The organism is Streptomyces sp. NPDC001816, assembly GCF_042892235.1.
Classification (GTDB): domain Bacteria; phylum Actinomycetota; class Actinomycetes; order Streptomycetales; family Streptomycetaceae; genus Streptomyces.
In genome coordinates this window covers 616,956-640,158 of the sequence record NZ_JBIATY010000001.1, presented here as the reverse complement: position 1 = coordinate 640,158, position 23,203 = coordinate 616,956, and the positions used below count along the sequence as shown (strand labels likewise).

The 23,203-nt window shown below is 71.9% G+C and carries 24 protein-coding genes; 14 read left to right on the top strand and 10 right to left on the bottom strand.

Annotated elements, in window-relative coordinates:
- Positions 1-57 precede the first annotated feature (57 nt).
- From ACFYZZ_RS02890 to ACFYZZ_RS02880, 3 genes are read left to right on the top strand one after another with little or no spacing between them, the layout of a single operon-like run.
- On the top strand, positions 58-1,572 hold the full coding sequence (locus ACFYZZ_RS02890) for an IucA/IucC family protein (protein ID WP_389170690.1): 1,515 nt from the start codon (positions 58-60) through the stop codon (positions 1,570-1,572).
- Positions 1,573-1,581: 9 nt separating this feature from the next.
- Positions 1,582-2,850: a VWA domain-containing protein gene (locus ACFYZZ_RS02885; protein WP_389170687.1), complete on the top strand. Its 1,269-nt coding sequence runs from the start codon at positions 1,582-1,584 to the stop codon at positions 2,848-2,850.
- Positions 2,850-3,659: a hypothetical protein gene (locus ACFYZZ_RS02880; protein WP_389170686.1), complete on the top strand. Its 810-nt coding sequence runs from the start codon at positions 2,850-2,852 to the stop codon at positions 3,657-3,659. The genes ACFYZZ_RS02885 and ACFYZZ_RS02880 overlap by 1 nt, the downstream gene beginning before the upstream one ends.
- 848 nt (positions 3,660-4,507) lie before the next feature.
- Here ACFYZZ_RS02880 and ACFYZZ_RS02875 read toward each other — a convergent pair.
- Positions 4,508-5,137 (bottom strand): winged helix-turn-helix transcriptional regulator, encoded by a 630-nt coding sequence (locus ACFYZZ_RS02875; protein ID WP_389170683.1) that lies wholly within the window; start codon positions 5,135-5,137, stop codon positions 4,508-4,510.
- Positions 5,138-5,218: 81 nt separating this feature from the next.
- On the opposite strand from ACFYZZ_RS02875, the gene ACFYZZ_RS02870 reads away from it, so the two are divergent.
- From ACFYZZ_RS02870 to ACFYZZ_RS02840, 7 genes are all read left to right on the top strand, one after another.
- Entirely contained in the window at positions 5,219-6,427 is a 1,209-nt protein-coding gene (locus ACFYZZ_RS02870) for a pyridoxal phosphate-dependent aminotransferase (protein WP_389170680.1), read from the top strand.
- Positions 6,428-6,501: 74 nt separating this feature from the next.
- Entirely contained in the window at positions 6,502-6,933 is a 432-nt protein-coding gene (locus ACFYZZ_RS02865; protein WP_389170677.1) for an SRPBCC family protein, read from the top strand.
- A 461-nt stretch (positions 6,934-7,394) separates the two neighbouring features.
- Positions 7,395-9,056: a trypsin-like serine peptidase gene (locus ACFYZZ_RS02860; RefSeq protein WP_389170675.1), complete on the top strand. Its 1,662-nt coding sequence runs from the start codon at positions 7,395-7,397 to the stop codon at positions 9,054-9,056.
- Between the two features lie 32 nt (positions 9,057-9,088).
- Positions 9,089-9,631 (top strand): DUF4232 domain-containing protein, encoded by a 543-nt coding sequence (locus tag ACFYZZ_RS02855; protein ID WP_389170672.1) that lies wholly within the window; start codon positions 9,089-9,091, stop codon positions 9,629-9,631.
- A gap of 88 nt (positions 9,632-9,719) precedes the next feature.
- Positions 9,720-10,319, top strand: a complete 600-nt coding sequence (locus ACFYZZ_RS02850; protein ID WP_389170670.1) for a histidine phosphatase family protein — start codon at positions 9,720-9,722, stop codon at positions 10,317-10,319.
- Between the two features lie 287 nt (positions 10,320-10,606).
- Positions 10,607-11,230, top strand: a complete 624-nt coding sequence (locus ACFYZZ_RS02845; protein WP_389170667.1) for a hypothetical protein — start codon at positions 10,607-10,609, stop codon at positions 11,228-11,230.
- 53 nt (positions 11,231-11,283) lie between these two features.
- The gene (locus tag ACFYZZ_RS02840; protein WP_389170664.1) at positions 11,284-11,706 is read left to right on the top strand and encodes an acyl-CoA thioesterase; all 423 of its coding nucleotides are present in this window, start codon (positions 11,284-11,286) and stop codon (positions 11,704-11,706) included.
- Positions 11,707-11,717: 11 nt separating this feature from the next.
- Here ACFYZZ_RS02840 and ACFYZZ_RS02835 read toward each other — a convergent pair whose 3' ends face one another.
- Positions 11,718-12,119: a winged helix-turn-helix transcriptional regulator gene (locus ACFYZZ_RS02835; RefSeq protein ID WP_386576291.1), complete on the bottom strand. Its 402-nt coding sequence runs from the start codon at positions 12,117-12,119 to the stop codon at positions 11,718-11,720.
- A gap of 91 nt (positions 12,120-12,210) precedes the next feature.
- Here ACFYZZ_RS02835 and ACFYZZ_RS02830 point away from each other — a divergent pair, with 91 nt between their 5' ends.
- On the top strand, positions 12,211-13,668 hold the full coding sequence (locus ACFYZZ_RS02830) for an MFS transporter (protein WP_389170661.1): 1,458 nt from the start codon (positions 12,211-12,213) through the stop codon (positions 13,666-13,668).
- Here the strand turns inward: ACFYZZ_RS02830 and ACFYZZ_RS02825 are convergent.
- Complete coding sequence (locus ACFYZZ_RS02825; protein ID WP_389170659.1) at positions 13,655-14,509, bottom strand: NAD(P)H-binding protein; 855 nt, start codon at positions 14,507-14,509, stop codon at positions 13,655-13,657. The two genes, ACFYZZ_RS02830 and ACFYZZ_RS02825, sit on opposite strands and share 14 nt — an antisense overlap.
- A gap of 96 nt (positions 14,510-14,605) precedes the next feature.
- Between ACFYZZ_RS02825 and ACFYZZ_RS02820 the strand changes: the two genes are divergently transcribed.
- The gene (locus ACFYZZ_RS02820) at positions 14,606-15,403 is read left to right on the top strand and encodes a helix-turn-helix domain-containing protein (protein WP_389170656.1); all 798 of its coding nucleotides are present in this window, start codon (positions 14,606-14,608) and stop codon (positions 15,401-15,403) included.
- A 44-nt stretch (positions 15,404-15,447) separates the two neighbouring features.
- On the top strand, positions 15,448-16,044 hold the full coding sequence (locus ACFYZZ_RS02815) for a 3'-5' exoribonuclease domain-containing protein (RefSeq protein WP_389170653.1): 597 nt from the start codon (positions 15,448-15,450) through the stop codon (positions 16,042-16,044).
- A gap of 107 nt (positions 16,045-16,151) precedes the next feature.
- Here the strand turns inward: ACFYZZ_RS02815 and ACFYZZ_RS02810 are convergent, their stop codons facing one another.
- The 7 genes from ACFYZZ_RS02810 to ACFYZZ_RS02780 all read right to left on the bottom strand — a co-directional run bounded on the left by ACFYZZ_RS02810 (position 16,152) and on the right by ACFYZZ_RS02780 (position 21,875).
- Positions 16,152-17,546, bottom strand: coding sequence for a nucleobase:cation symporter-2 family protein (locus tag ACFYZZ_RS02810; protein WP_389170650.1), 1,395 nt, complete (start codon positions 17,544-17,546; stop codon positions 16,152-16,154).
- A 225-nt stretch (positions 17,547-17,771) separates the two neighbouring features.
- Positions 17,772-19,151: an 8-oxoguanine deaminase gene (locus ACFYZZ_RS02805; RefSeq protein ID WP_389170647.1), complete on the bottom strand. Its 1,380-nt coding sequence runs from the start codon at positions 19,149-19,151 to the stop codon at positions 17,772-17,774.
- Between the two features lie 119 nt (positions 19,152-19,270).
- Positions 19,271-20,206, bottom strand: a complete 936-nt coding sequence (pucL, locus tag ACFYZZ_RS02800; protein ID WP_389170644.1) for a factor-independent urate hydroxylase — start codon at positions 20,204-20,206, stop codon at positions 19,271-19,273.
- Between the two features lie 8 nt (positions 20,207-20,214).
- The gene (uraH, locus tag ACFYZZ_RS02795; protein ID WP_386576302.1) at positions 20,215-20,616 is read right to left on the bottom strand and encodes a hydroxyisourate hydrolase; all 402 of its coding nucleotides are present in this window, start codon (positions 20,614-20,616) and stop codon (positions 20,215-20,217) included.
- Positions 20,617-20,620: 4 nt separating this feature from the next.
- Positions 20,621-21,133, bottom strand: coding sequence for a 2-oxo-4-hydroxy-4-carboxy-5-ureidoimidazoline decarboxylase (gene uraD / locus ACFYZZ_RS02790; protein WP_389170641.1), 513 nt, complete (start codon positions 21,131-21,133; stop codon positions 20,621-20,623).
- Positions 21,134-21,261: 128 nt separating this feature from the next.
- Positions 21,262-21,630, bottom strand: a complete 369-nt coding sequence (locus tag ACFYZZ_RS02785) for a helix-turn-helix domain-containing protein (protein ID WP_389170638.1) — start codon at positions 21,628-21,630, stop codon at positions 21,262-21,264.
- Positions 21,627-21,875, bottom strand: a complete 249-nt coding sequence (locus tag ACFYZZ_RS02780; protein ID WP_386576306.1) for a hypothetical protein — start codon at positions 21,873-21,875, stop codon at positions 21,627-21,629. Before ACFYZZ_RS02780 ends, ACFYZZ_RS02785 begins: the two co-directional genes overlap by 4 nt.
- 325 nt (positions 21,876-22,200) lie before the next feature.
- Here ACFYZZ_RS02780 and ACFYZZ_RS02775 point away from each other — a divergent pair, with 325 nt between their 5' ends.
- Complete coding sequence (locus tag ACFYZZ_RS02775) at positions 22,201-23,157, top strand: lytic transglycosylase domain-containing protein (protein WP_389170635.1); 957 nt, start codon at positions 22,201-22,203, stop codon at positions 23,155-23,157.
- The last annotated feature ends 46 nt before the right edge of the window (positions 23,158-23,203 follow it).

Below are 23,203 nucleotides of genomic sequence, written 5' to 3'. Positions count from 1 at the left end.
GTATGAATGCCGTCCACGACAATCGTGCCCTGAGCTGCCCGTACCCGAGGAGCCCCCGTGTATCTCTCCCCCACCGCCGAGGCCGACGTCGCCGAGGAGCTGGCCGTCGTCCGGCCCGGCGTCCTGCCTCGGTACAGGGCCGAGCTGCCGGGTGCCCGGGCGGCGGTGCTGACGCGGCTGTGGCGGGGGCTCGCGCATGAGCCGCTGCCGTGGGTCACCGGGCGGGTCCGAGGGGCGCACAGTCTGGCTCTGCGGCTGGCCGACGGGCGGACCCTGCACGGCCCGCACGCGGACCCGTACGCGACCGGCGCGTACGTCACCGCCGTCCGTCTGGACCGGGAGCGGTACGACGATCCGGCGCGCCTGATGAGCGACCTCGCAGTGCCGCACGCTGCGGGCTTCGCGGTGGAGCTCGGGCACAGTGTGGCCTCGTTGGCGCTGTCCCGGGCCGGTGCGGATCATCCGAAGGAGTGGCCCGAGCGGGACTGGGAGTGGGAGCAGCGGGTGGTGGACGGGCATCCGTTCCACCCCAACTGCCGTTCCCGGCCGGGTTTCTCGGTGGCGGACCAGCTGGCGTACGGTCCGGAGCACCGGCCGGTGGTCGGTCTCGGCACGATCGCCGTACCGGCCGCCGAGTGCCTGGTGTCCGGGGACTGGCCGGAGGAACTGCGGGACGGGGAGCGCCTGTTGCTGCCGGTGCACCCCTGGCAGGCGGCCCATGTGCTCAAGCGGTCGTACGACTGCTGGCGTCCCGCGCATCCGCTGATGTCCCTGCGCACGCTCGCGCTGCCCGGCGGCCCGCATGTGAAGACCGCGCTGAGCGCCCGGCTGACCTCCTCGGTGCGGGACATCTCCACGTACTCCGTCGGGGCGGCCGCGGTCCTGTCGGCCCTCGCCACGGATGTCGCCGCGCGCACGGACGGGCTGCTGCACATGACCCGCACCCTGGGCGCGGCGACGGCCCACTCTCCCGATCTGGCCGCGCTGCTGCGGGAGTCGCCGGAGATGTATGCGGGCCCGGGCGAGCGGGTGGTACCGGTGGCGGCGCTGCCCACCACCGCCCTTCCGGACTGCCCGGCCTGGCTGGCCGAGTTCGCCCGCCTGGCCCTCACGGTGGGTCTGCGCCTGTTGGACCTCGGGGTGGCGCTGGAGGCCCACGGGCAGAATCTGCTTGTGGTCCTCGGCGCCGACAACTCGCCGCTCCGTCTCATCTACCGCGACCTCGCCGACATCCGGATCAGTCCGGCCCGTCTGGCCGATCACGGCATCGCCGCGCCGCCGCTGACGGGCCGGCTGATCACGGACGACGTGACGACCCTGCGCCGTAAGCTGTTCGGCTCGCTGGTGGCGGGCGCGCTCGCCGGCACGGCGGGCTCGGGGTCCGCCCTGGGCGCGGCTCTGGCGGCCGCCCTGCCGGACCTGCCCCGGACCCCCGACCTGGCGGCCCTGCGCGAAGGCCCGTTGCCCACGAAGGCGTTGACGCTGATGCGGCTGTCCCCGGACACCCCGGGCGACCAGTGGACCTCGCTGCCGAACCCGCTCGTTTTGGAGCCCGGCGCCTCTGATCAATAGGATCCGCCGATGATCAGAAGACAACGGCTGGCGGCAGGCGTCTGCGCTCTGCTCGCCGCCCTGACGGCCGGGCTCGCCGTCCCGTCCACGGCTGTGGCCGACGAGACGGAACAGGCCGCTCCGAAGGTCGAACTCGTACTGGACGTCAGCGGTTCCATGCGGACGCGGGACATCGACGGCGGCTCCCGGATGTCCGCCGCGAAGCAGGCGTTCAACGAGGTGCTCGACGCGACGCCGAAGGAGGTCCAGCTCGGCATCCGCACGCTGGGCGCCAACTACCGCGGCAACGACCGCATAACCGGCTGCAAGGACACCGCGCAGCTCTACCCGGTCGGGCCGCTGGACCGGACCGAGGCGAAGACCGCGGTGGCCACGCTGGCGCCGACCGGATGGACGCCGATCGGCCCCGCGCTGCAGAAGGCGGCCGCCGACCTCGACGGCGGTGACGGCACCCGCCGTATCGTCCTGATCAGCGACGGCGAGGACACCTGCCAGCCGCTCGACCCGTGCGAGGTGGCGCGCGAGATCGCCGCCAAGGGCATCGGGCTGACCATCGACACCCTCGGCCTGGTGCCGGACGCCAAGACCCGCGACCAGCTCAGCTGCATCGCGGACGCGACCGGCGGCACGTACACCGATGTGCGGCACAAGGAAGAACTCAGCGACCGGGTCGGGCAGTTGGTCGACCGGGCCGCCGATCCGGTGGTGACGCCGGTGGCGACCGAGGGCGCGAACGAGTGCGCGAAGGCGCCGTCGCTCAAGTCCGGGCTGTACACCGACCGTGCGGAGTTCGGTCAGCAGCGCTGGTACAAGGTGGACGTCAACCCCGGCCAGGAGCTGCGCGCCTCGGTGAGCGTGGCGGACGACCGGGCCGTCGACCCGAACTACGGGGTGCTGCTGCGGGCGGTGACCGTACACGACCGGGAGATCGTGCGCGGTGAGGCCGCGGGCACCGGCCGTACGGACGTGATCTCGACCGGTCTGCGCTATCCGAAGCCGGAGAGCGACGACGACACCGCCACCGACACCGCCGAGACCGTGTGCCTCCAGGTCACCAACTCCTTCTCGGCCGCCGCGGGCGTCAAGACCTCCCCGGGTCTGCCGCTGGAGCTGACCGTCGACGTCGTGGACGGTCCGAGCAAGGCGAGCGACGTGGCCTCCTTCGGCCTCGGGCGCGGCTGGTGGCTGCTCGGCGCGCTGGTACTGGCCGGGTTCATCGCCGGTCTGCTGTGGGGCTGGCTGTCGCGCTGGCGGGTCGCGGTCTGGAGGACGAACTGATGCGTATCACGCGAGTACTGAGCGCCGCGCTGCTGGCGCTGGGGCTGGCCGCCGGACCTGCGGCCGCCGACTCCTCCCCGACAGCGTCTTCGTCGAGTCCCACGGACGACGGCAAGGCGCCCACCCAGGCGGGTACGTCGTTCCGTACGGCGACCGAGATCGAGCAGGGGCAGCAGGCCACCGCGTCCGCTTCCACCGGCGACTACCTGTACTGGTCGTTCCCCGCGGACGCCGGGCAGCGCCCGACCGTCAAGGCGACCGTGAAGCTGCCCGAGACGCACGGGGCGCAGACCTGGCAGATCGACGTGTACGACGGTCTGCGGCGCCGCCAGTCCTGCCAGTACGGTGCGGCGACCCGCACCGCCGCGCAGGGGGCGTCCTCGGTCGAGCTGGCCTGTGTGCTGCGCACGGTGCGCGCCTGGTCGGAGGCATGGGCCAACGACCCGCTGCCGGGCACGTACTACGTCCGGCTGACCGTGGTGAACCTCGGGTCCTCCGACCTGGGTCAGCCGGTGAGCGCCGAGGTGCGCGTCGACTCCAAGGACATCGGCGGCGCGGCGGCCGTGGACGGCTCGCTGGCCGAGCCGCTCGTGCCGGGCGTGGCCGTCAAGTCCCAGGCGAAGGAGGACGACTCGAAGGCAGCCGTCCTGTCGAGCCTCGAGCCCGACGACGGCTGGTCCTCCGGCTGGTGGTCCGACCGCTGGGTGTGGACCGCGGTGGGCGGGCTGCTCGCCGCGCTCGCGGGCATCGGCGGATACGCCCTCACCCGCGGCTCGGGACGACCGTCCCGGGTGCCGCCGAGCGTCTGACGGTGACGTAGCTGAAGGCTCGCCTGTCGGCGGGCCTTCAGCTTTCCCAGCCGCCCGCCCGACTCGGTCGGCCGAAGAGCCGCGGCCCGGGGGCAGCCGACGGCACGGCGCACGCGCGCCCGCCGCCCGACCCGCCGTCGCACGGCGGACTGCCGGAGGGCGGCGGACTGCCGGAGGGCGGCTGACTGCCGGAGGGCGGCCGACTGCCGGAGGGTGGCGGACTGCCGGAGGGTGGCGGACTGCCGGAGGGTGGCGGACTGCCGGAGGGTGGCGGACTGCCGGAGCACGGCCGGCTGCCGGAAGGTGGCGGACTGCCGCAGGGTGGCGGACTGCCAGAGCGAGGCCAGCTCCCAGAGCGCAGCGAGCTGCTGGAAGGTGGCGCGCTGCCAGCGGGTGGCGACCTGCCGGAACCGCGCCGAATGCCGGAACGCGGCCGACCGCCCGAGCGCGGCCGACCGCCCGAGCGCAGTCGGCTCCCAGAGTGCAGTCGGCTCCCAGAGTGCAGCGAGCTGCTCGAAGGTGGCGCGCTGCAGAGGGTGGCGCGCTGCCGGAGCGCAACCAACCGCCCGAGCGCAGCCAACTACCCGAGGACGGCCAGCCGCCACAGCGCAGCAAGCTGCCAGAGCGCCACCGACCACCGGAACGCAACCAACCGCCAGAACGCAGCCAGCTGCCCGAGGATGACCAGCCGCCAGAACGCAGCCAACTACCCGAGGGAGGCGCGCCGCCACAGCGCGGCCAGCTGCCGGAGCGCCGCCGACTGCCGGAGCGCAGCTGGCTGCCGGCCCCCACGCCGCCGACCCGTGCGCCGCCGACCCGTGCCCTCGGCCCAAGCCGGCAGCCCCGTTTCACGCCTCCCGCAGGGCCTTGGCCAGCGTGCCCTCGCCGGTCACCGTCACCCGGCCGGCCCGGACGGCGTCCAGCAGCCTCAACTCGCCTCCGGCGACGGCCGCGCAGGTCTCGGCGTCCAGCTGAAGCCGCGCGTCCGCCTCGCGGGGCGCGGGCCCGTCGCCGTACACCGGCCCCTCCTCGGCGCCGACGCGCAGATGGAAGTCTCCCTCGTCCAGGCGGACTTCGACGAGAGCCTCTTCGCCTTCAAGGGCCCGCAGCAGGGGCAGCGCGAACCAGTGGGCGCGCACGGCGTCCGTCGGCCGCCGGTCTCCCAGCTCGCCCTGCCCCCACTCCCCGAGCGCCTGCAGGACAGGCAGCAACTGTCTTCCACGGAGGGTGAGTTCGTACACGTACGCCGCACCCGGTGGCGGGAGTCGCCGTCGGCTGGTGAGCCCGTCGCGTTCCATGTCCTTCAGCCGTGAGGCGAGTACGTCCGTGCTCACGCCGGGCAGGTCCGCGTGCAGGTCCGTGTAGCGGCGGGGGCCGGCGAGCAGTTCCCGGACGATCAGCAGGGTCCAGCGGTCGCCGACGAGGTCGAGCGCGCGGGCTGCGGAGCAGTACTGGTCGTAGCTTCGGCGAGGTGACATGACCCGCAGTCTAGACATGTCGTTGGACTTTCCAAGCTCCTACTTGGTAAAACCAAGCAACACGAGTTTCCGGAGGGGCGCATGGAGTTCCGGCAGTCGAACAAGCTCAGCGAGGTCTGTTACGAGATCCGCGGCCCGGTGATAGAGCACGCCAACGCGCTGGAGAAGGCGGGCCACAGCGTGCTGCGCCTGAACACCGGCAACCCCGCGGCGTTCGGGTTCGAGGCGCCGGAGGAGATCCTCCAGGACATGATCCGGATGCTGCCCCAGGCGCACGGCTACACGGACTCGCGCGGCATCCTCTCGGCCCGCCGGGCGGTCGCCCAGCGCTACCAGACCCTCGGCCTGGAGGTCGGCGTCGACGACGTGTTCCTGGGCAACGGCGTCTCGGAGCTGGTGTCCATGGCTGTACAGGCGCTGGTCGAGGACGGCGACGAGATCCTCATCCCCGCGCCGGACTTCCCGCTCTGGACGGCGGTGACAACCCTGGCCGGCGGCAAGGCGGTCCACTACCTGTGCGACGAGCAGGCCGACTGGAACCCGGATCTGGCCGACATGGCGTCGAAGATCACCGACCGCACCAAGGCCGTGGTCATCATCAACCCGAACAACCCGACGGGCGCGGTGTACCCGAAGGAGGTCGTGGAGGGCATCCTCGACCTGGCCCGCCGGCACGGCCTGATGGTCTTCGCCGACGAGATCTACGACCAGATCCTCTACGACGACGCCGTCCACCACTCGGCCGCCGCCCTCGCCCCCGACCTGGTCGTCCTCACCTTCTGCGGTCTGTCGAAGACGTACCGGGTGGCGGGTTTCCGCTCCGGCTGGCTGGTGGTGACGGGCCCCAGGCAGCACGCGAAGGACTACCTGGAGGGCCTGACCATGCTGGCCTCCATGCGTCTGTGCGCCAACGCGCCCGCCCAGTACGCCATCCAGGCCGCGCTCGGCGGCCGCCAGTCCATCCGCGAACTCGCCGCTCCGGGCGGGCGGTTGTACGAGCAGCGGAACGTGGCCTGGGAGAAGCTCAACGAGATCCCGGGCGTGTCCTGCGTGAAGCCGAAGGGCGCGCTGTACGCCTTCCCGCGCCTGGACCCGAAGGTCCACAAGATCCACGACGACGAGAAGTTCGTCCTGGACCTGCTGCTGCGGGAGAAGATCCAGGTGGTCCAGGGCACCGGCTTCAACTGGCCGAGCCCCGATCACTTCCGCATCCTCACCCTGCCCCACGCGGAGGACCTGGAGGCGGCGATCGGGCGGATCGGACGGTTCCTGAGCGGCTACCGGCAGTGACGGTGCGCGATCCCGTGCCGGGCGCACACTGGAAGCAGAAGGTACGGGGCATGATCCAACCCTGGAGGTGAGCCATGAGCACCCTGGAAGAGCACGTAGATGTCGGGGTGACGATCGACAGGGCCTGGGACAGCCTCCACCGGGTGGAGGACTACTCACGCTTCGTGGCCGGCGTGCGCGACGCCCATACGGAGGGAGGAGGCCGTACGCATCTGAACGTCGAGGCGGGCGGCGGGACCCGGGAGCTCGACGCCGAGCTGTCCGACCGTAAGGGGGAACGCGTGATGGAGTGGCGCACCACGGGCTCCCCGGAGCTGAGAGGTTCCTTCTCGCTGCAGCAGATCGACCGGGGCCACACCCGGGTCCAGGCCCGGCTGGAGTACGACCCCGACACCGTCCGGGCCACGTTCGGCGGGCCGAAGGGCTTTGCCCAGGCGACCGCGATCGAGCGGCTCGTCCGCAGCGATCTGGAGCAGTTCAAGGAGTACGCGGAACAGAGACGGTGAGCTGAGGCAGTCCCAGGCTGCTGCCCCCTGTCGGTGATCACCGACAGGGGGCTTCGCACTGTTGTATGCGAAGATCGCCTGGTTCCCGTCGTCATCCGGCGGCGGCACGACCGGGGGGATCCACCGAAGTTCGCGGCGAAGCCGTCCGCGTGCGTACGCCTGACCAGCGTCGCAGCGGCGACCACTCGTCCCCCTGGTCCGGCTTTCGTGAACCAGGGGGAACCTACTTGTCGTCGTACCGAAGGGGCAGGACGGTCGTCAGCGTCCTGTCCGTGGCGATACTCGCACTCGCGGCTCCGGCCGCCGCGCAGGCCGCATCGCCTTCACCGTCTGCGACCCCACCGTCTCCGACCCCGCCGTCTCCGACCCCGCCCGGGAAGGCGGACACAGGAGCGGACACAGGAAAAACGGACTCAGGAAAAGAAGCCCAGGAAGCCGCCCGGTTCTGGACCGCAGGGCGCATGGCGGGCGCCCGGCCGCTGGACGAGGTCCGGTCGGTCCGGTCGGCGCCGTCCGCGTCCGGCAGGCCCGGTGCGGCGGCGGCAGCCCGGCCCACGGGCACCACGTTCGGAGGGACCCGGCTCGTGGGCACGTTCTTCGGCTCCGGCGGACCGAGCGGCACCGCCTGGCACTGCACCGGCAGTGTGATCGCCACCGCGTCGAAGAACATCGTGCTCACCGCGGCCCACTGCGGGCTGAGCATGAAGAGCGACTACATCTTCGTCCCCAAGTTCGTCAAGGGAGCGGGCCCCGACCGGCAGCCCTACGGCATCTTCCACATCCAGCACATCTACATCGACCCGCGCTACGTCCCCGACCACGGCTCGACGACCACCAAGAAGCCCTGGTCCGACCTGGACACCGCATTCGCCCGCGTCTCGGCGAACCAGCAGGGCAAGCAGCTCCAGGACGCCGTGGGCGGCGGGCTGACCTTCACCCGGCCGTCCGGCTACACGCACCGGGGCGTCACGGTGGTCGGGTACCCGTCGCACGCGCACAACGGCGCCGGACGCGCCGTCAAGTGCACGGTGCCGACGAAGCAACTCCCCGGGTACCGGCAGATGTCCATGACCTGCGGCGGCTACTACGGCGGTGTCTCCGGCAGCCCCTGGATCACCGACTACAAGGACGACGCCACCAGCGGTCACGTCATCGGCAACCTCGGTGGCTACAACGGCGGCGGCAACGACGCGAACGTCGACTACATCAGCTACGCCCCGGCGTTCGGCGCCGACGCCGCCAACCTCCTCGCCCACGCCGTCGCGGGGCAGGACCCGCCGTCCGACCTGCCCCCGTACAAGGGGATCGAGGCCAAGCTCCCGGGCGGAGCGCGCCGGTGGCAGCGCGCCAGGCTGACCGCCTCCGGTGACTACACGGGCGATCACCGCAGCGACCTGGTCGTGGTCTGGTCGGACGGCGGGACCACGCTGTATCCCGGTGACGGCAAGGGCGGGTTCCGGCCCGAGAAGCGGCTGCGGCCGGCCAACTCCACCTGGACGCACGCCCGGACGATCACCGGCGGGGACTTCGCGGGCAGCGCTCTGTCCGACCTGCTGGTGCGCTGGTCCGACGGGGAGGTCACCCTCTACCCGGACGTCAGCTCCTCGGGCCTGGGCCGGGAGGTCCGGCTGGCGAAGCCCGGCTCGGTCTGGAAGAACGCCGCCCAGATCTCGGCCGGGCGGTTCCACCGCGGCACGCGCGCAGGCGATCTGCTGGTCCGCTGGACCGACGGCGAACTGACCCTCTACACCTCCGTCGGCGCCGGCGGCTTCGGCACCGAGAAGCGCCTGCTGGCACCGAACGGCACCTGGAGGAACGCCACTCTGCTCACCAGCGGGAACTTCAGCGGCAAGGCCACCTGGGACGTTCTCGTACGCTGGGCGGACGGTGAACTCGACACCTATGCGGGCACCTCGGCCGCGGGACTGGGCCCCGAGTCGCGCCTGCGCGGCCCGAACGCCCTGTGGAAGCACGACCTGGTCATGACGGCGGGCGACTACACCGCCAACCGCACCGGTGACGACCTGATCGTCCGCTGGTCCGACGGCGAGACGACCCTGTACGCCGACACCGGCGCCAAGGCTCTCGGCACGGAGAACACGCTGGTCTACCCCGGCACTTGACCACTCACCCACCCAGAGGTTCAGGGGGAACCATGCGAGCCACGACTCGTCTGACCGGCGGCCTGGCCGTCCTCACGGCCGGACTGGCCCTGACGGCCTGCGGCACGACCACCACCATCGAAACGCACGACGACGCAAAACTGAGCAACTGCCGGACCTCGTCCCTGAAGTGGACGCTGGTCCTGCTCGGCAAGGAGAAGGGCGGCAGCCGGGGCGAGGCGCGGCTGACGGCCGTCAACAAGGGCCCGGACACCTGTGCGTTCAACGGCTACCCGGGCATCGAGATCCACAACGGGAAGGCGGAGAGCATCGACGGCGCCGGGCACGGGCACCCCGCCTCCATCCCGCTGACCGCGAAGGCGACGGTCACCGTCGACGTGCACTACACGCCCCGCGGCACGAAGGGTGCCGGCGACTGGTGCGTGCGGCAGGGCGAGGCGGTGCTCTGGGCTCCCCACGACTCCGACCGCACCGTCGTCCCGGTCCTGGACCGGCACCGGAAGACCACCGTGATCGACGCCTGCGGCGAGACCCTGTCCCTGGCGCCACCGCACCACGCGCCGCCGGGGAACTGAGCGCGGCGGCCCGTCTGGCCCAGTCCGTCCTGCGGGTCGCCACGGGCGTGTGACACGGTGCTGGGAAGCGAGCGGGAAGGGCGCTGACGTGGGTGACCTCTTTCTCGTCCGGCACGGTGAGACCGAGTGGTCGCGGTCCGGACGGCACACCGGCTGGACCGACGTACCCCTCACCGAGCACGGGCGCGAGGAGGCGCAGCAGTTGGTGCCGCTGATCCGCTCGCAGCGCATCGGTGCCGCCTTCGTCAGCCCCCTGCAGCGGGCCCGGGAGACCGCCGAACTGATCGGCATCCACGACGCCCGGGTCGACGCCGACCTGCGCGAATGGGACTACGGCGGGTACGAGGGCATCACCACCGTGGAGATCCAGCGCACCCGCCCCGGCTGGTTCCTGTTCACGGACGGCGTCGCGCCGGGCCCGCCCGAGCACCCCGGGGAGAGTGTGGAGCAGGTCGGGGAGCGCGCCGACCGGATGCTGGGCAAGGTGGACGCCGCGCTCGCCGACACCGACGGGGCCGTCGTCCTGGTCGCCCACGGCCACTTCCTGCGCGTCCTCACCGCCCGCCGCCTCGGCCTGCGCCCCCAGCACGGGGCCCTCTTCCAACTGGCGACAGGCACACTGTGCCGCCTCGGCACGGAACACGGGCGTCCGGTGGTGGCGGGCTGGAACGTACGCCCGCACGACTGATCCACCCGCCGACCCAGGACCGGCCCCACCCGTCATCCGTCCCGGTCGCACGCACCGACCCGACCGGCCCCACCCGTCCTCGCTCCCGGCGCACACACCGACCCGCCCACAGGCCCGGACCAGCCCCACCCCTCATCCGTCCCGGTCCCACGTACCGACCCACGCGGACCCGGACCAGCCCCAGCCCCAGCCCCAGCCCCAGCCCATTGTCAGACCCCGGTCGTACGCTTCGAATGGGCCGCTCACCTGGCGGTTCCAGGATGCTGACGCACCGGAGGGAGGACACCGTGACGCGACCGCCGACCGCTGCGCAGCGGCGGGTGATCGAGGGTGCCGACGCGGTCACCGGGCGGCTGCGCGGGACGGAGGCGCAGCTGGCGGCGCTGGTGAAGCGGGGGCTCGCCTTCCGGCACCCGCGTCCGCCGCACGATCACTTCCTCACCCCCGCGGGCCACCGCATACGCGAGGAAGTGCCCGAGGCCGCCCCGGAGGAGCCCATACCCTCCGCTGGTGTCTTCGCGGCGCGCGTCGGCGGTGAGGAGGAGGCGCCCGCGTCCGGTGCGGCCCGGGTGCGGGAGGTCCACAGCGCCTGGCAGGGGCTGCTGGAGCTGCGTCGGATGACCAACCCGGGCGGTGCGGCGGACCGCCCCTGCGGCTGGGAGCGGACGCATCTGGTGCGGGCCGCCGCGCTCGCCCTGGAGGCGGCCGGGCACCGGCCGGCGGGGCCGGACGGCGAGGGCTACCGGGTGCGGGCGACGCCGCAGCCGGAGGCGGTCGCCGTGTACGCGCCGGACGAGGAGATGCTGCGGGCGTGCGCGGCCACGCTGGAGCGGACGGGCTGGCAGGCCGGCGAGTACACCGAGCCACGTACGCGGGTGCGCTATCTGCTGGCCTCCCCGCGCCGGGTGTGAGCGGCGTGCCAAGATCGGTCGACCGTAGATTCGAACGCGCGAAGGGCAAGCCAGTGGCCGAACCGTTTTCCGTCCGTGTGACCGTCCGCGGCTACGAGACCGATGTGCAGGGGCACCTCAACCAGGCGGTGTACATCAACTACGCGGAGCACGCCCGCTGGTCGCTGCTCCAGGCCGCCGGGATCACCCAGGCAGGGCTCGTCGGCCGGGGCGTCGGCCCGGTGGCGCTGGAGACGACGATTCGCTACAAACGCGAGCTGCTCGCCGGTGACGAGGTGGACGTGACCTGCGAGTTCGAGTGGAGCGGCGGCAAGACCTTCCGGATCCGGCAGGAGGTCCGCAAGACGGACGGCACGGTGGCGGCCGAAATCATCGCGGTGGGCGGCCTGCTGGACCTCAAGGAGCGCAGGCTGATCGCCGACCCCGACGCGGTGTTCAAGGAGCTGGCCGCGGACCTGAGCCTCTTCGGTCTCTAGCCGCCCAGGGCCTACGCGTCGAGCAACTCCGGCTGGTGCTCGGCGTCGTAGGCGGCCCGCGCCTCGGCGATGTACACCCTGTTGTCCTCGGCCCAGCCGGTCAGCCGCTGCAGCGTCTCGTGCAGCTCAAGGGCGACCGGGGTGAGTTCGTACTCCACCTTCGGCGGCACCGTCGGATGCACGGTGCGGGTCACCAGGCCGTCGCGCTCCAGGTTGCGCAGGGTCAGTGTGAGCATGCGGCGGCTGATTCCCTCGATACCGCGCTCCAACTCCGTGAAGCGGATGGGCCCCTGGGCGGCGGCGACGAGGATCTGCACGCTCCACTTGCCGGCCACCCTGTCAAGAACTTCGCGGACGGGGCACGCCTGCGCGTTCACCGCCTGGACGGTAACACCGGTGTTCCTCTGGGACATCGGACTGCCTCCTTACGTCGGCCTCCATGGTCACCCACGATGTACCCCGTTACAAGTCGTGCACCAAGGTGCACATGAAGAACGGGGAGCCATGTCAGCCGCGATCGAGAACAGCCCGTCACCGGCAACGGTGGCACCTTCACGAACGTACTCCCGCTGGACGTCCCTCGCAGTTCTGTGCGCGGGCACGCTGATGACGATCCTGGACGGCAACATCGTCACCGTGGCGATGCCCGCCATCCAGAGCGACCTGGGTTTCAGCGGTCCGGGCCTCGCCTGGGTCGTCAACGCGTACCTGATCGCCTTCGGCGGACTGCTTCTGCTGGTGGGCCGAATGGGTGACCTGGTGGGCCGCAAGCGGATGTTCACCTCGGGGCTCGCCGTGTTCACCGCGGCCTCGGTGCTGTGCGGGACGGCGACCGGGCAGGGCGTGCTGATCGTGGCCCGGGCGCTGCAGGGCGTCGGCGGGGCGATGGCCTCGGCCGTGGTCCTGGGCATGCTGGTCGCCCTCTTCCCGGAGCCGCGGGAACAGGCGCGTGCCATCGCGGTGTTCAGCGCGGTCGGCGCGGCGGGCGGGGCGCTCGGCACCTTTCTCGGCGGCGCCCTCACCCAGGCCCTGAACTGGCACTGGATCTTCCTGATCAACCTGCCGATCGGCGCGGCCGCCTCGCTGGCGGCCGTGCGCGTCCTCGCCCCCGACCGCGGCGCCGGACTCGGCAGGGGTGCCGACTATCCGGGGGCCGGGCTGGTCACGGGTGCGCTGATGCTCACGGTGTACGTCATCGTCGGCGCCGGAACCCGCTCCCTGACCGCCACCCTGCTCCTGGCGGTCCTGGCGCTCGCCCTGTTCACGGCGTTCACCGTGCGCCAGGCCCGGGCGACCCGCCCCCTCCTGCGCCTGCGCCTGTTCCGCTCCCGTCTGCTGACCGGCGCGAACGCGGTCCAGGTGCTGATGATCGGCACCATGTACGGCTTCCAGTTCATCGGCGCGCTGTATCTGCAACGCGTCCTCGGCTACGGCGAGTTGGCGACCGGAACCTCCTTCCTTCCGGCCCCGGTCGCCATCGGCCTGCTGATGCTGGGTCTGTCGGCCCGGACCGTGGCCCGTTTCGGCGGCCACCGGGTGCTGCTGGCCGGGCTGGTGCTGATCACCGCCGGAATGGCCCTGCTGGGCCGTGCCCCCGCCGACGGCTCGTACGCCGTCGACGTACTGCCGCCGCTGCTGTTGCTGTCCGCCGGGTTCGCGGCGGCGATGCCCGCGCTGACCGGTCTTGCGATGTCCGGGACCCGGGACGAGGACGCGGGACTGGCGTCCGGGCTGTTCAACACCACGCAGGTGGTGGGTGGTTCGCTGGGTCTGGCGGCCCTGACCACGCTGGCCGCGAGCCGCACCGACACCCTGCTCGGCCAGGGCGCGGAGCTGATCCCGGCCACGGCGGAGGGATACCGGCTGGCGTTCCGCGTGGCTACGGGATTCGCGGTGGCGGCGCTGGCACTGGCGGCGGGGGTGCTGCGCCCGAGCGCCGACTCCCCCGTCACTCCCTGCTGAACGCCCCCTTGTGGTCCTGCGCCCACTCCCGGTACGTCCTGGCCGGCCTGCCCAGTATCCGCGGCACATCCTCGGTGACGACCGCGTTGCCCCCGCCGCGGACGAAGGCAGTGCCGGTCAGGACGCCTGCTGCCTGCGCCTCGTCGAAACCCCAGGCGGTGAGCAGATGTTCGCGTGTCTCGTGCGGCGAGAGGTCCCGGGTGGCGACCGGGCGGCCGAGGACGGAGGCGAGTACGGCGGCCTGGCCGGGAACGCTGATCGCCTCGGGCCCGGTCAGCGTGTACGTCCGCCCCGCGTGCCGGTCGTCGAGCAACGCCCGCACCGCAGCCTCGGCCACGTCCCGCGGGTCGATCACTCCCGACTCCCCGTCGCCGGTCATGTTCGGCACCGGCTCGCCCCGCCCGACCGCCTGCGCCCAGCTGAGCGTGTTGGACGCGAACGACGAGGGCCGCAGGACCGTCCACTCGGTCCCGCTCTCCCGCACCGCCCGTTCTCCCGCAACGTGCCACAGCCCGGCCGGGCCGACCTCGGGATCGCCGGTTCCGATGGCGGAGAGCTTCACCAGCCTGCGCACCCCCGCCGCCCGTGCCGCAGCGACCAGCGCCAGGTCGTGTCCCTCCTCCGGACCCGGGGGGCGGAGGAGGAACACGGCCGTCACCCCCGCCGTCGCACCGTCCAGGGAGCCGGGTTCGAGGTAGTCCCCGCGCACCACCTCCACCCCGGCGGGCACCCGGGCCCTCGCCGGGTCGCGGGTCAGCGCACGCACCTTCTCGCCGCCCGCCGCGAGCTGTCGTACCACGTCACTTCCGATGGTGCCCGTGGCACCCGTCACCAGAATCATGAGGTCCACGGTGGGCTGAACGGGGTGCCCGTCTCTTGGAAATTCCGGCACGATCGGCCCGCCCGCGAGGCGGTCGGGCACCCGTACGGTGGAGGGGTGCCGAACGCGACCGCCGAGCAGGCCCTGACCACACCCGAGGCCCTGCGCCCCTGGATCACGGGGGTGCGGACCGTATCCGTCACCGGCCCGCCCGCCGAGGCCTTCGTCCACCTCCCCGACGCGGTCACCAAGGTGGTGCTGCGCGTGGCCCCGGACGGACACCGCGACATCCTGGCCGTCGGACCGCGGGTGCGCGCCGGGTACTACGAGGGCAAGACCCATGTCTCCTGTGTGGAGCTGCGCCTCGCGCCCGGCACGGCCCGTCCCCTGCTGGGTGTCCCGGCGGCCGAGCTGGCCGGCCGGGTCGTACCGCTGGACAGGCTGCCGGGCCGGGCGGCACGCCGGCTCGCGCGCGAGGTGCGCTGGCTGGATCCGGGTGAGGCGGTGCCGCACCTCGCCGAGGCGCTGCCCGAGCTGCTGTCCACCGGAACGGACCCCGCCCGGACGGCGCTCCTGCGGGCAGGGGTCGACGCGCTGTCGGTCCGTACCGACCGGGCGCCGGCCCAGGTCCGTGACGTGGCCCGCGAACTGGCCGTCAGCGAACGCCAGTTGCGCAACCTGTTCACAGAAGGGGTCGGCGTCTCCCCCAAGCACTACGCCCGCATCAACCGCGTCCGCACGGTCATCGACCGCGCCACGACCGCCCCCTGGTCCGAACTCGCCGCCGCCACCGGCTACTACGACCAGTCCCACATGACATCCGACTTCCGCGCCCTGATGGGCGTCCCACCCCGCTCGTACGTCACCGGCCGCCTGCCCGCGACGTCCCCGTGCCGGGCGGTCCCCCGCGGCTGAATCCGGATGCGCACGGAGGCCCCCTGCTGCCATGCTCCGGTCCCATGTCCGCACGACGCGTCAAGCCCAGCCGCTACATCTCCGTCGACATCGAAGCAGATGGCCCGATCCCGGGGCCGTACTCCATGCTGAGCCTGGGCGCGGCCGTCGCCGGCACCCAGGACGCCGACGGCTTCCGCCCGGCCGACCCCGAGCAGCAGACCTTCTACCGGGAACTCCGCCCCATCTCCGACGAGTTCGTCCCCGAAGCACTGGCGGTCAGCGGCCTGGACCGGGCGCGACTGCAGACCGAGGGCGCGGAACCGGGCGTGGCCCTCGCCGAGTTCAGCTCCTGGGTCCGCGAGGTGAGCGCGGGTGCGCAGCCGGTGATGTGCGGGTATCCGGCGTCGTACGACTGGACGTTCCTGTACTGGTACCTGATCCGCTTCACCGGCGAGAGCCCCTTCGGCCACTCGGGCTGCCTCGACATGAAGACGCTGTACGCGACCAAGGCGGGGCTGCCGTTGCGGGCGGTGGCCAAGGGCACGATGCCGAGGCATCTGCTGTCCCGCCGCCGTCACACCCACCACGCCCTCGACGACGCCGTCGAACAGGCCGAACTGCTGGCCAACCTCATGGCGTGGCCGGGTCCTGCGGCGTAGGCACCGGGACCTGGCTGAAGCCGTAGGAGAGGGGCGCCGGGGCCTGCCCCAGACGACGGCACGGGGTGCGGCCTCCGCCGTACCCCGTGCCGGATCGGTGTGCCGGGTCAGTGCGCCGGGGCGAGTTCCTCCCCGGATTCCATCGGGTGGGTCACGTCCTGCGCGTCACGGCCCTTGCCCAGGTGGTTGAAGACCAGGTTCAGCAGGACCGCGGCCACGCAGCCCGTCGAGATGCCCGAGTCGAGGACGATCCTCGCCGTCTCCGGGAAGGCGTGGTAGAAGCCCGGTGCGGTGATGGGGATCAGGCCCACCGCCAGGGACACCGCGACGATCAGGACGTTGTTGTCCTTCTCCAGGCCGGCCCGGACCAGGGTCTGGATGCCGCTGGCCGCCACCGAGCCGAAGAGGACGACGCCGGCTCCGCCGAGGACGGGACGCGGGACGACCGCGATCAGCGAGGCGGCCATCGGGCACAGGCCCATCAGGACCAGGAAGGCGCCGCCCGTGGCGACGACGAACCGGCTGCGGATCCTCGTCATCGCGACGAGCCCGATGTTCTGCGCGAAGGCGCTGCACATGAAGCCGTTGAAGAGGGGGCTGAGGGCCGAGCCGAGGGTGTCGGCGCGCAGGCCGGCCGCGATGGTCCGCTCGTCCGCCGGGCGTTCGACGATCTCGCCGAGCGCCAGCATGTCGGCCGTGGACTCGGTCATCGAGACCACCATCACCACGCACATCGACAGGATCGCGGCGACCTGGAACTGCGGTGCGCCGAAGTGGAACGGGGTCGGGAAGCCGATCACGTCCGCGTCCGCCACCGGGCCGAAGTCCGTGACCCCGAAGGGTATCGCCACCAGCGTGCCCGCGATCAGGCCCAGCAGGACCGCGATCTGCTTCACGAAGCCCCGGGTGAAGCGGCGCAGGGCCAGGACGATCAGCAGGGTGATGCCGGCCAGGCCGAGGTTGGTGGCCGAACCGTAGTCGTGCGCGGCGGGGTCGGGGCCCTGGGCCCAGTTGAAGGCGACCGGCAGGAGGGAGACGCCGATCAGGGTGATGACCGTACCGGTGACGACCGGCGGGAAGAAGCGGACCGCCTTGCTGAAGAAGGGGGCCGCGAGAAAGCCGAGGAGGCCTGCGACGATCACGGCGCCGAAGATGACCGGCAGCGCGTCGGACTTGTCGTGCTGGGAGGCGACGATCGCCGTCATGGGCGCCACCCCGGCGAAGGTGACGCCGTTGACGAAGGGCAGCCGGGCGCCGACCTTCCAGATGCCGAGGGTCTGCAGGAAGGTGGCGAGGCCCGCGGTGAAGAGGCAGGCGCCGGTGAGAAAGGTGAGTTCGGTGCCGGTCAGGCCCACGGCCGCGCCGACGATCAGGGGCGGGGCGACGACTCCGGCGTACATGGCGGCAACGTGCTGCAGGCCGCTCGTCGCCATCTTGAGTGCGGGGAGTTTCTCGTCGACTGGGTGGGTCTCGTCGACGGGTTCAACGATCTGAGCGGACACGGCGGCTCCTCCGGTCGCGGTTAGACACGTCGGCTCTGACGTGGGTTTCAAGGAGGTGGTGCGCGGCGGTCGTGCGGGACCGAAGGCCCTTCGAGGGCTTGGGGACGGTGACCGTTCCGGGGCGCGCGCGTGAACGCGCGCCCCGGAGACGGCCGCCATGGACCCCGCTCGGGTCCACGGCTGCCGGCCGGGAGCCGTCCCTCCCGGCCGGAGTCCGGCGGTGGCTCAGCTCTGGGCGGCGATCCGCGCCAGGCGCTGGGCCTCGTCCCGCGTGGAGCGGGCGATGGCGTCCTCGTCGACGGTCAGCAGGCGGCCGTCCTCGACGATCTGACGTCCGTTCACGAAGGAGGCGGTGACCGGGGCCGCCGCTCCGAACACCAGCGCGGTCACCGGGTCGGCGATGGAGGCGTGGGCGAGGGTGTCCAGCTTCCACAGCACCAGGTCGGCCAGCTTGCCGGCCTCCAGCGAGCCGGTCTCGGCCGCACGGCCGAGCACCTGGGCGCCGCCGTAGGTGCCGAGACGCAGCGCCTGGCGGGCGTTGAGCGCGGCCTCGCGGTGGCTGCCGAGGCGGTTGATCAGCAGGGCGTTGCGCAGTTCGGTGTGGAGTTCACCGGACTCGTTGGAGGCGGTGCCGTCGACGCCGAGGCCGACCGGGACGCCCGCCTTCAGCATGTCGGGGACCCGGGCGATGCCGGCCGCGAGGCGGGCGTTGGAGGACGGGCAGTGCGCGACACCCGTCCTGGTGCGGGCGAAGGCGGTGATGTCGGAGTCGTTCATGTGGACGCAGTGCGCCATCCACACGTCCTCGCCGAGCCAGCCGGTGGACTCGAAGTAGTCGGTCGGGCCCATGCCGAACAGCTCGTGGCAGAACTTCTCCTCCTCGACCGTCTCCGAGCCATGGGTGTGCAGGCGCACCCCGAGGCGGCGGGCCAGCTCGGCGCCTTCACGCAGGAGTTCGGTGGAGACGGAGAACGGCGAGCAGGGGGCCACGGCCACCTGGGTCATGGCGTCGAAGGAGGCGTCGTGGTGCTCCTTGACGGTCGCCTCGGTCGCGCTGAGGGCGCCTTCGAGGGTCTCGACGGCGAAGTCCGGGGGCAGGCCGCCGTCCTTCTCGCTGCGGTCCATGGAGCCGCGGGCCAGGGTGAAGCGGACGCCCATCTCGCGGGCGGCGCGGATGATCGCGCCCGACAGGTCGCCGGAGCCCTGCGGGTAGACGTAGTGGTGGTCCATGGCGGTGGTGACGCCGCCGCGGGCCATCATCGCGAGCGAGCCCTGGGCCGCCGCGTACGCCATCGGCTCGTCGATGCGCGCCCAGGTGGGGTAGAGCGCGACCAGCCAGTTGAAGAGGTTGTGGTCCGTGGCCAGGCCCCGGGTGATCCACTGGTAGAAGTGGTGGTGGGTGTTGATCAGGCCGGGGGTCACGAGATGCCCGGTGGCGTCGATACGGCGTACGACGTTCTCCAGGCCCTCGGGGGCCTTGCCCGCGCCGACCGCCTCGATGCGGTTGCCGGCGATGACCACGTACCCGGAGGCGTACTCGGTGTCGGCGGCGTCGACGGTCGCGATCGAACAGTTCTCGATGACGATGCGCTGGGCTGCTGCCATGATTCGTCCTTTTCGCTCAGCGGACTGAAGGGGAAGGGCACGGCAGGACCCTAGGAGTTTTGAGTGCCGTGACCGGGGAGGCGCCCCCCGGTCACGGGTGCCGAAAAAAGTGGGATGTGTCAGAGGTTGGTCATGTCGACCGGGATGAGCTGCTCAGCACCGTCGCGCAGGATGGTGGCCTCGATCAGGCCGTAGGGGCGGTCGGCGGCGTAGTAGACGGCGCCGTCCTTGGCCTCGTTGTCGATCCCGAAGGGCGACAGGTCCGAGCGGAAGTGGTGCTTGTTGGGCATCGAGAAGCGGATCTCGTCGATCTCGTCGCGGGTGTTCAGCACCCGCACACCCATCTCGAAGAGGGTCTGCTGGAGCGAGTACGAGTAGGTCTCGGCGAACGCCTGCAACGCGTGCTTGCGCACCCCGTTGTACGAGCGGTCCCAGTCCGGGGCGTGCGAGTCGACACCGTCCCAGTTGTGCCGCCACCAGGTGGCGACGGTGGTGGCGAGGATGCGGTCGTGGTCCTCCTGGAGGGTGGTGTACTTGTCCTTCAGGAAGCCCCAGAACTCGGAGTTGGTCGAGTTCATGACGGTCAGGTCCTTGAACCCGGAGAGCACCTGGATGCCGTGGCCGTCGTAGGTGATCTGCGCGACGCGGGTCTCCTGGCCCTTGCGGACGAAGGAGTGTGCGACCTCGTCCGCGCCGACGAAGCGGGCGCCGGACTGCGAGGTCTCGATCCGCTCCCAGGCGTACTCCTCGATGCGGATGCGGGCCCGGTGGATGGGCTCGTTGTCGTCGACGAAGTGGCGGGCGAGCCGGACGCCGAAGTCCTCGGCGCTCTGGATGCCGTACTCCTTCGCGAAGGCGTACACCGTGTTCTTGGTGGTGTCGGTCGGCAGGACGTTGGCGTTGGAACCGCTGCGGTGGACCTCCTCCATGTCGCCGGACAGGGCGATGGAGACGTTCAGGTCCTTGATGTGGTGCGTGTCGCCGTCACGCGTGATCTTGACGACGCGGTTCTCGGACTTGCCGTACTGGTTCTGTCCCAGGACGAAACGGGTCATGTTGTCGGTCAGCTCCCTCGGTAAACGGAGTAGCCGAACGGGTTGAGCAGCAGCGGAACGTGGTAGTGCTCGCCGGGCACCACCGCGAAGGCGATGGTGACCTCGGGAAAGAACACCGGCCGGCCGTTCTCGCTGTCCCGAAGCGCGGGGGCGTCCTGCTGGGCCGCGGCTTGCTTCTTCTCGAAGTACGGCTCGACGGCGAAGTCGAGCCGTACGTGTGTGGTTCCTTCCGGCAGGGCCGGCAGGTCTTTGCACCGGCCGTCGGCGTCGGTCGCCGAGCCGCCGAGCGCCTGCCAGTCCGCTTCACTGCCGCTACGGGCGCTGAGCTGGATGGCGACGCCCTCGGCGGGGCGGCCGATCGAGGTGTCCAGGATGTGCGTGGACACGGAGGCGGTGGTGCTGGTGCTCATGGTCTCAGGCGTCCTCTTCGACGAGTCGGGCCAGTCGGATGCGGTTGATCTTGCCCAGCTCGGTGCGGACGATCTCCCGCTCCTGCTCCGGCGAGTTGCCGATCCGCTCCTTGACCGCGTCCCGCATCTGCTCGCCGGTACGGCCGGTGGCGCAGATCAGGAAGACGTGGCCGAACCTGTCCTGGTAGGCCAGGTTCAGTTCGAGCATCTCCGCCTTGAGTTCCTCGGTCGCGCCGGCCATGCCGCGCTGCTCACGCGCGGAGGTCGGGTCGCCGGGCTTGGGCCGGCCGATCGGCGGGTGGCCGGCCATGGCCTCTTCCAGGTCCGCGGTGCTCAGCTCGGCCATGGCGGCGTCGCTCGCGGCGTAGAGGTCGTCGGCGGCGGCGTACGGGCGGGCGGCGAGCAGCCGCCGGCCCCACTCGGTGGAGGCGCACGCCTCGTGGAGGGCGGCGAGGGCCTCGTGCTCCTCCAGGACGTTGAACCGGGCCAGGCCCGGGGGCGTGGAAGTCGTAGTCACGGGAGCCTCCGTGGCCGGAAACGGCCTTCGTGCTGATCGGGCTGCGAACAGCTAACGCCCTCCGAAACACGACGTCAACACTTTGTTGAAAATTCCGCGTAACAAGCACGCGGGGCACCCGGGGGTCGTCAGGCGCCCTTCTCCCGGTTGAGGTAGTTGTAAACCGTGAAGCGGCTGACGCCCAGCGCGCTCGCCACGGTCTCCACGCCGTGCCGCACGGCAAAGGCGCCGCGCGCCTCCAGTATCCGTACGACCTCCTGCTTGGCCTTGCGGTCCAGGTCGGCCAGGGGCCTGCCCTGCTTGCGCTCCATGGCGGCGAGGATGTGGTCGAGGGAGTCGGCGAGCTGGGGCAGGCGTACGGCGACGACGTCGACGCCCTGCCAGGCGAGGACGACGTCCTCGGGGCTCGCCTCGTCGGGCGGGAGCATCTCCCCGCCCATGGCGTCGACCAGCGGCTTCACGGCCCCGATGAAGTCCTCGTCCCCGTTGCCGGTCATTCGCCCGCTCCGACCACGTTGACCTGCAGCGAGATCCGGGTGGCACCGGCTTCCAGGGTCTTGCGCAGCAGCGCGTCCACGGCGGTCAGCACCGCGTCGGCGCCGCCCTCCGCCGTGTTGCCGAACGGGCCGACGTCCACCGCGTCCAGCTCCGCCGCCTCGATCACCTCGCGGGCCGCCAGCGCGTGCGCGGGCGCCTCGTCCAGGTCGAAGGGCTCGGTCGTGAACTCCACTCTCAGTCGCACTGTGCCCCCATGGCATCTGCTCCGACCCGCGCGTTCCGCCAGGTCCGCGGCGACGGGGGTCGGACCGCCCCGGCCGCTTGGGGAGACCTTAACGGACGTGCATGCCGGCCCGGCCTCCCGAGAAGGTCCGGCTTTCCCGCGACCTTCTGCGGACTTCTGCGACCTTCTGCAGCTTTCTGCGGCCTTCCCGCGACGGACGGACCGCCCGCCCGCGTAGAGCAGGGGACGGATCCGTACAGGGAGGGGCCACGAGGTGCGCACATTCGGGACAGGCAGGTTCAGAGGTGCCAGGGGTGCCAGGGGTACGGCGATCGCGGCGGCGGCCATGGCCGCGCTGACCGCGTCCCAGGCGCCGGGGGCGGTGCCGGCGCGGGCCTCGGAGCCCGTGCGGAAGCCGGCAGCCACGGAACACGGGCCGAGCGTGTCCGGTGACACCCCATACCGCACCGATCTCCCGCCGCTGCGGACCGGTGCACCGAGGCCCCGCTCGACGCCGGGGGTGCCGGGCGGGGCCCTGCCCGCGACCGTGTTCGCCGCGTACCGGCGCGCCGAGTCGGAGCTGGCTCGCACCGCTCCCGGCTGCCGGCTGCGCTGGCAGCTGCTGGCCGCGATCGGCCAGGTGGAGTCCGGGCAGGCGCGGGGCGGCCGGGTGACCCCGGACGGTACGACCGTGACGCCGATCCTCGGGCCCCGGCTGACCGGCGGCGCCTACGCCGTCGTACGGGACACCGACGGCGGCGCCCACGACGGGGACGCGGTGTACGACCGCGCGGTCGGCCCGATGCAGTTCATCCCGTCGACCTGGGCCCACTGGGGCGCGGACGGCAACGGCGACGGGCGAGCGGACCCGGACAACGTCTACGACGCGGCGCTCGCCGCCGGGCGCTACCTCTGCGCGGGCGGCCGGGACCTCTCGAACCCCGCCGACCTGGACCGGGCGATCCTCGGCTACAACCGGTCGGAGGCCTATCTGCGCACGGTCAGGGCCTGGTACGCGTACTACCTGACCGGACACCGGGTGGTGCCGGACCGGCCGGCCGAGGCCCGGCGCCGGCCGGAGCCGTCCCACCCGAGCACCCCGAAGCCCGCGCCGAAGCCGTCGGACCGCGAGCCCGGCACGGGCGCCCCGTCCCGCGCGCCGTCCGCCCCGCCCGCCTCGCCCTCCCCCAGCCCGTCGCCGACGGCCGAGGCCCCGAAGGAGACGGAGGGGCCGCTGATCCCTGTCCCCGCACCGACCCTCACCCTGCCCGGCGGCGGCGTGCTGCCCGACCCGGCCCGCTGACCTGCAACGGCTGGAACACGATGAGCCTCCGCCCCTCCACAACCGC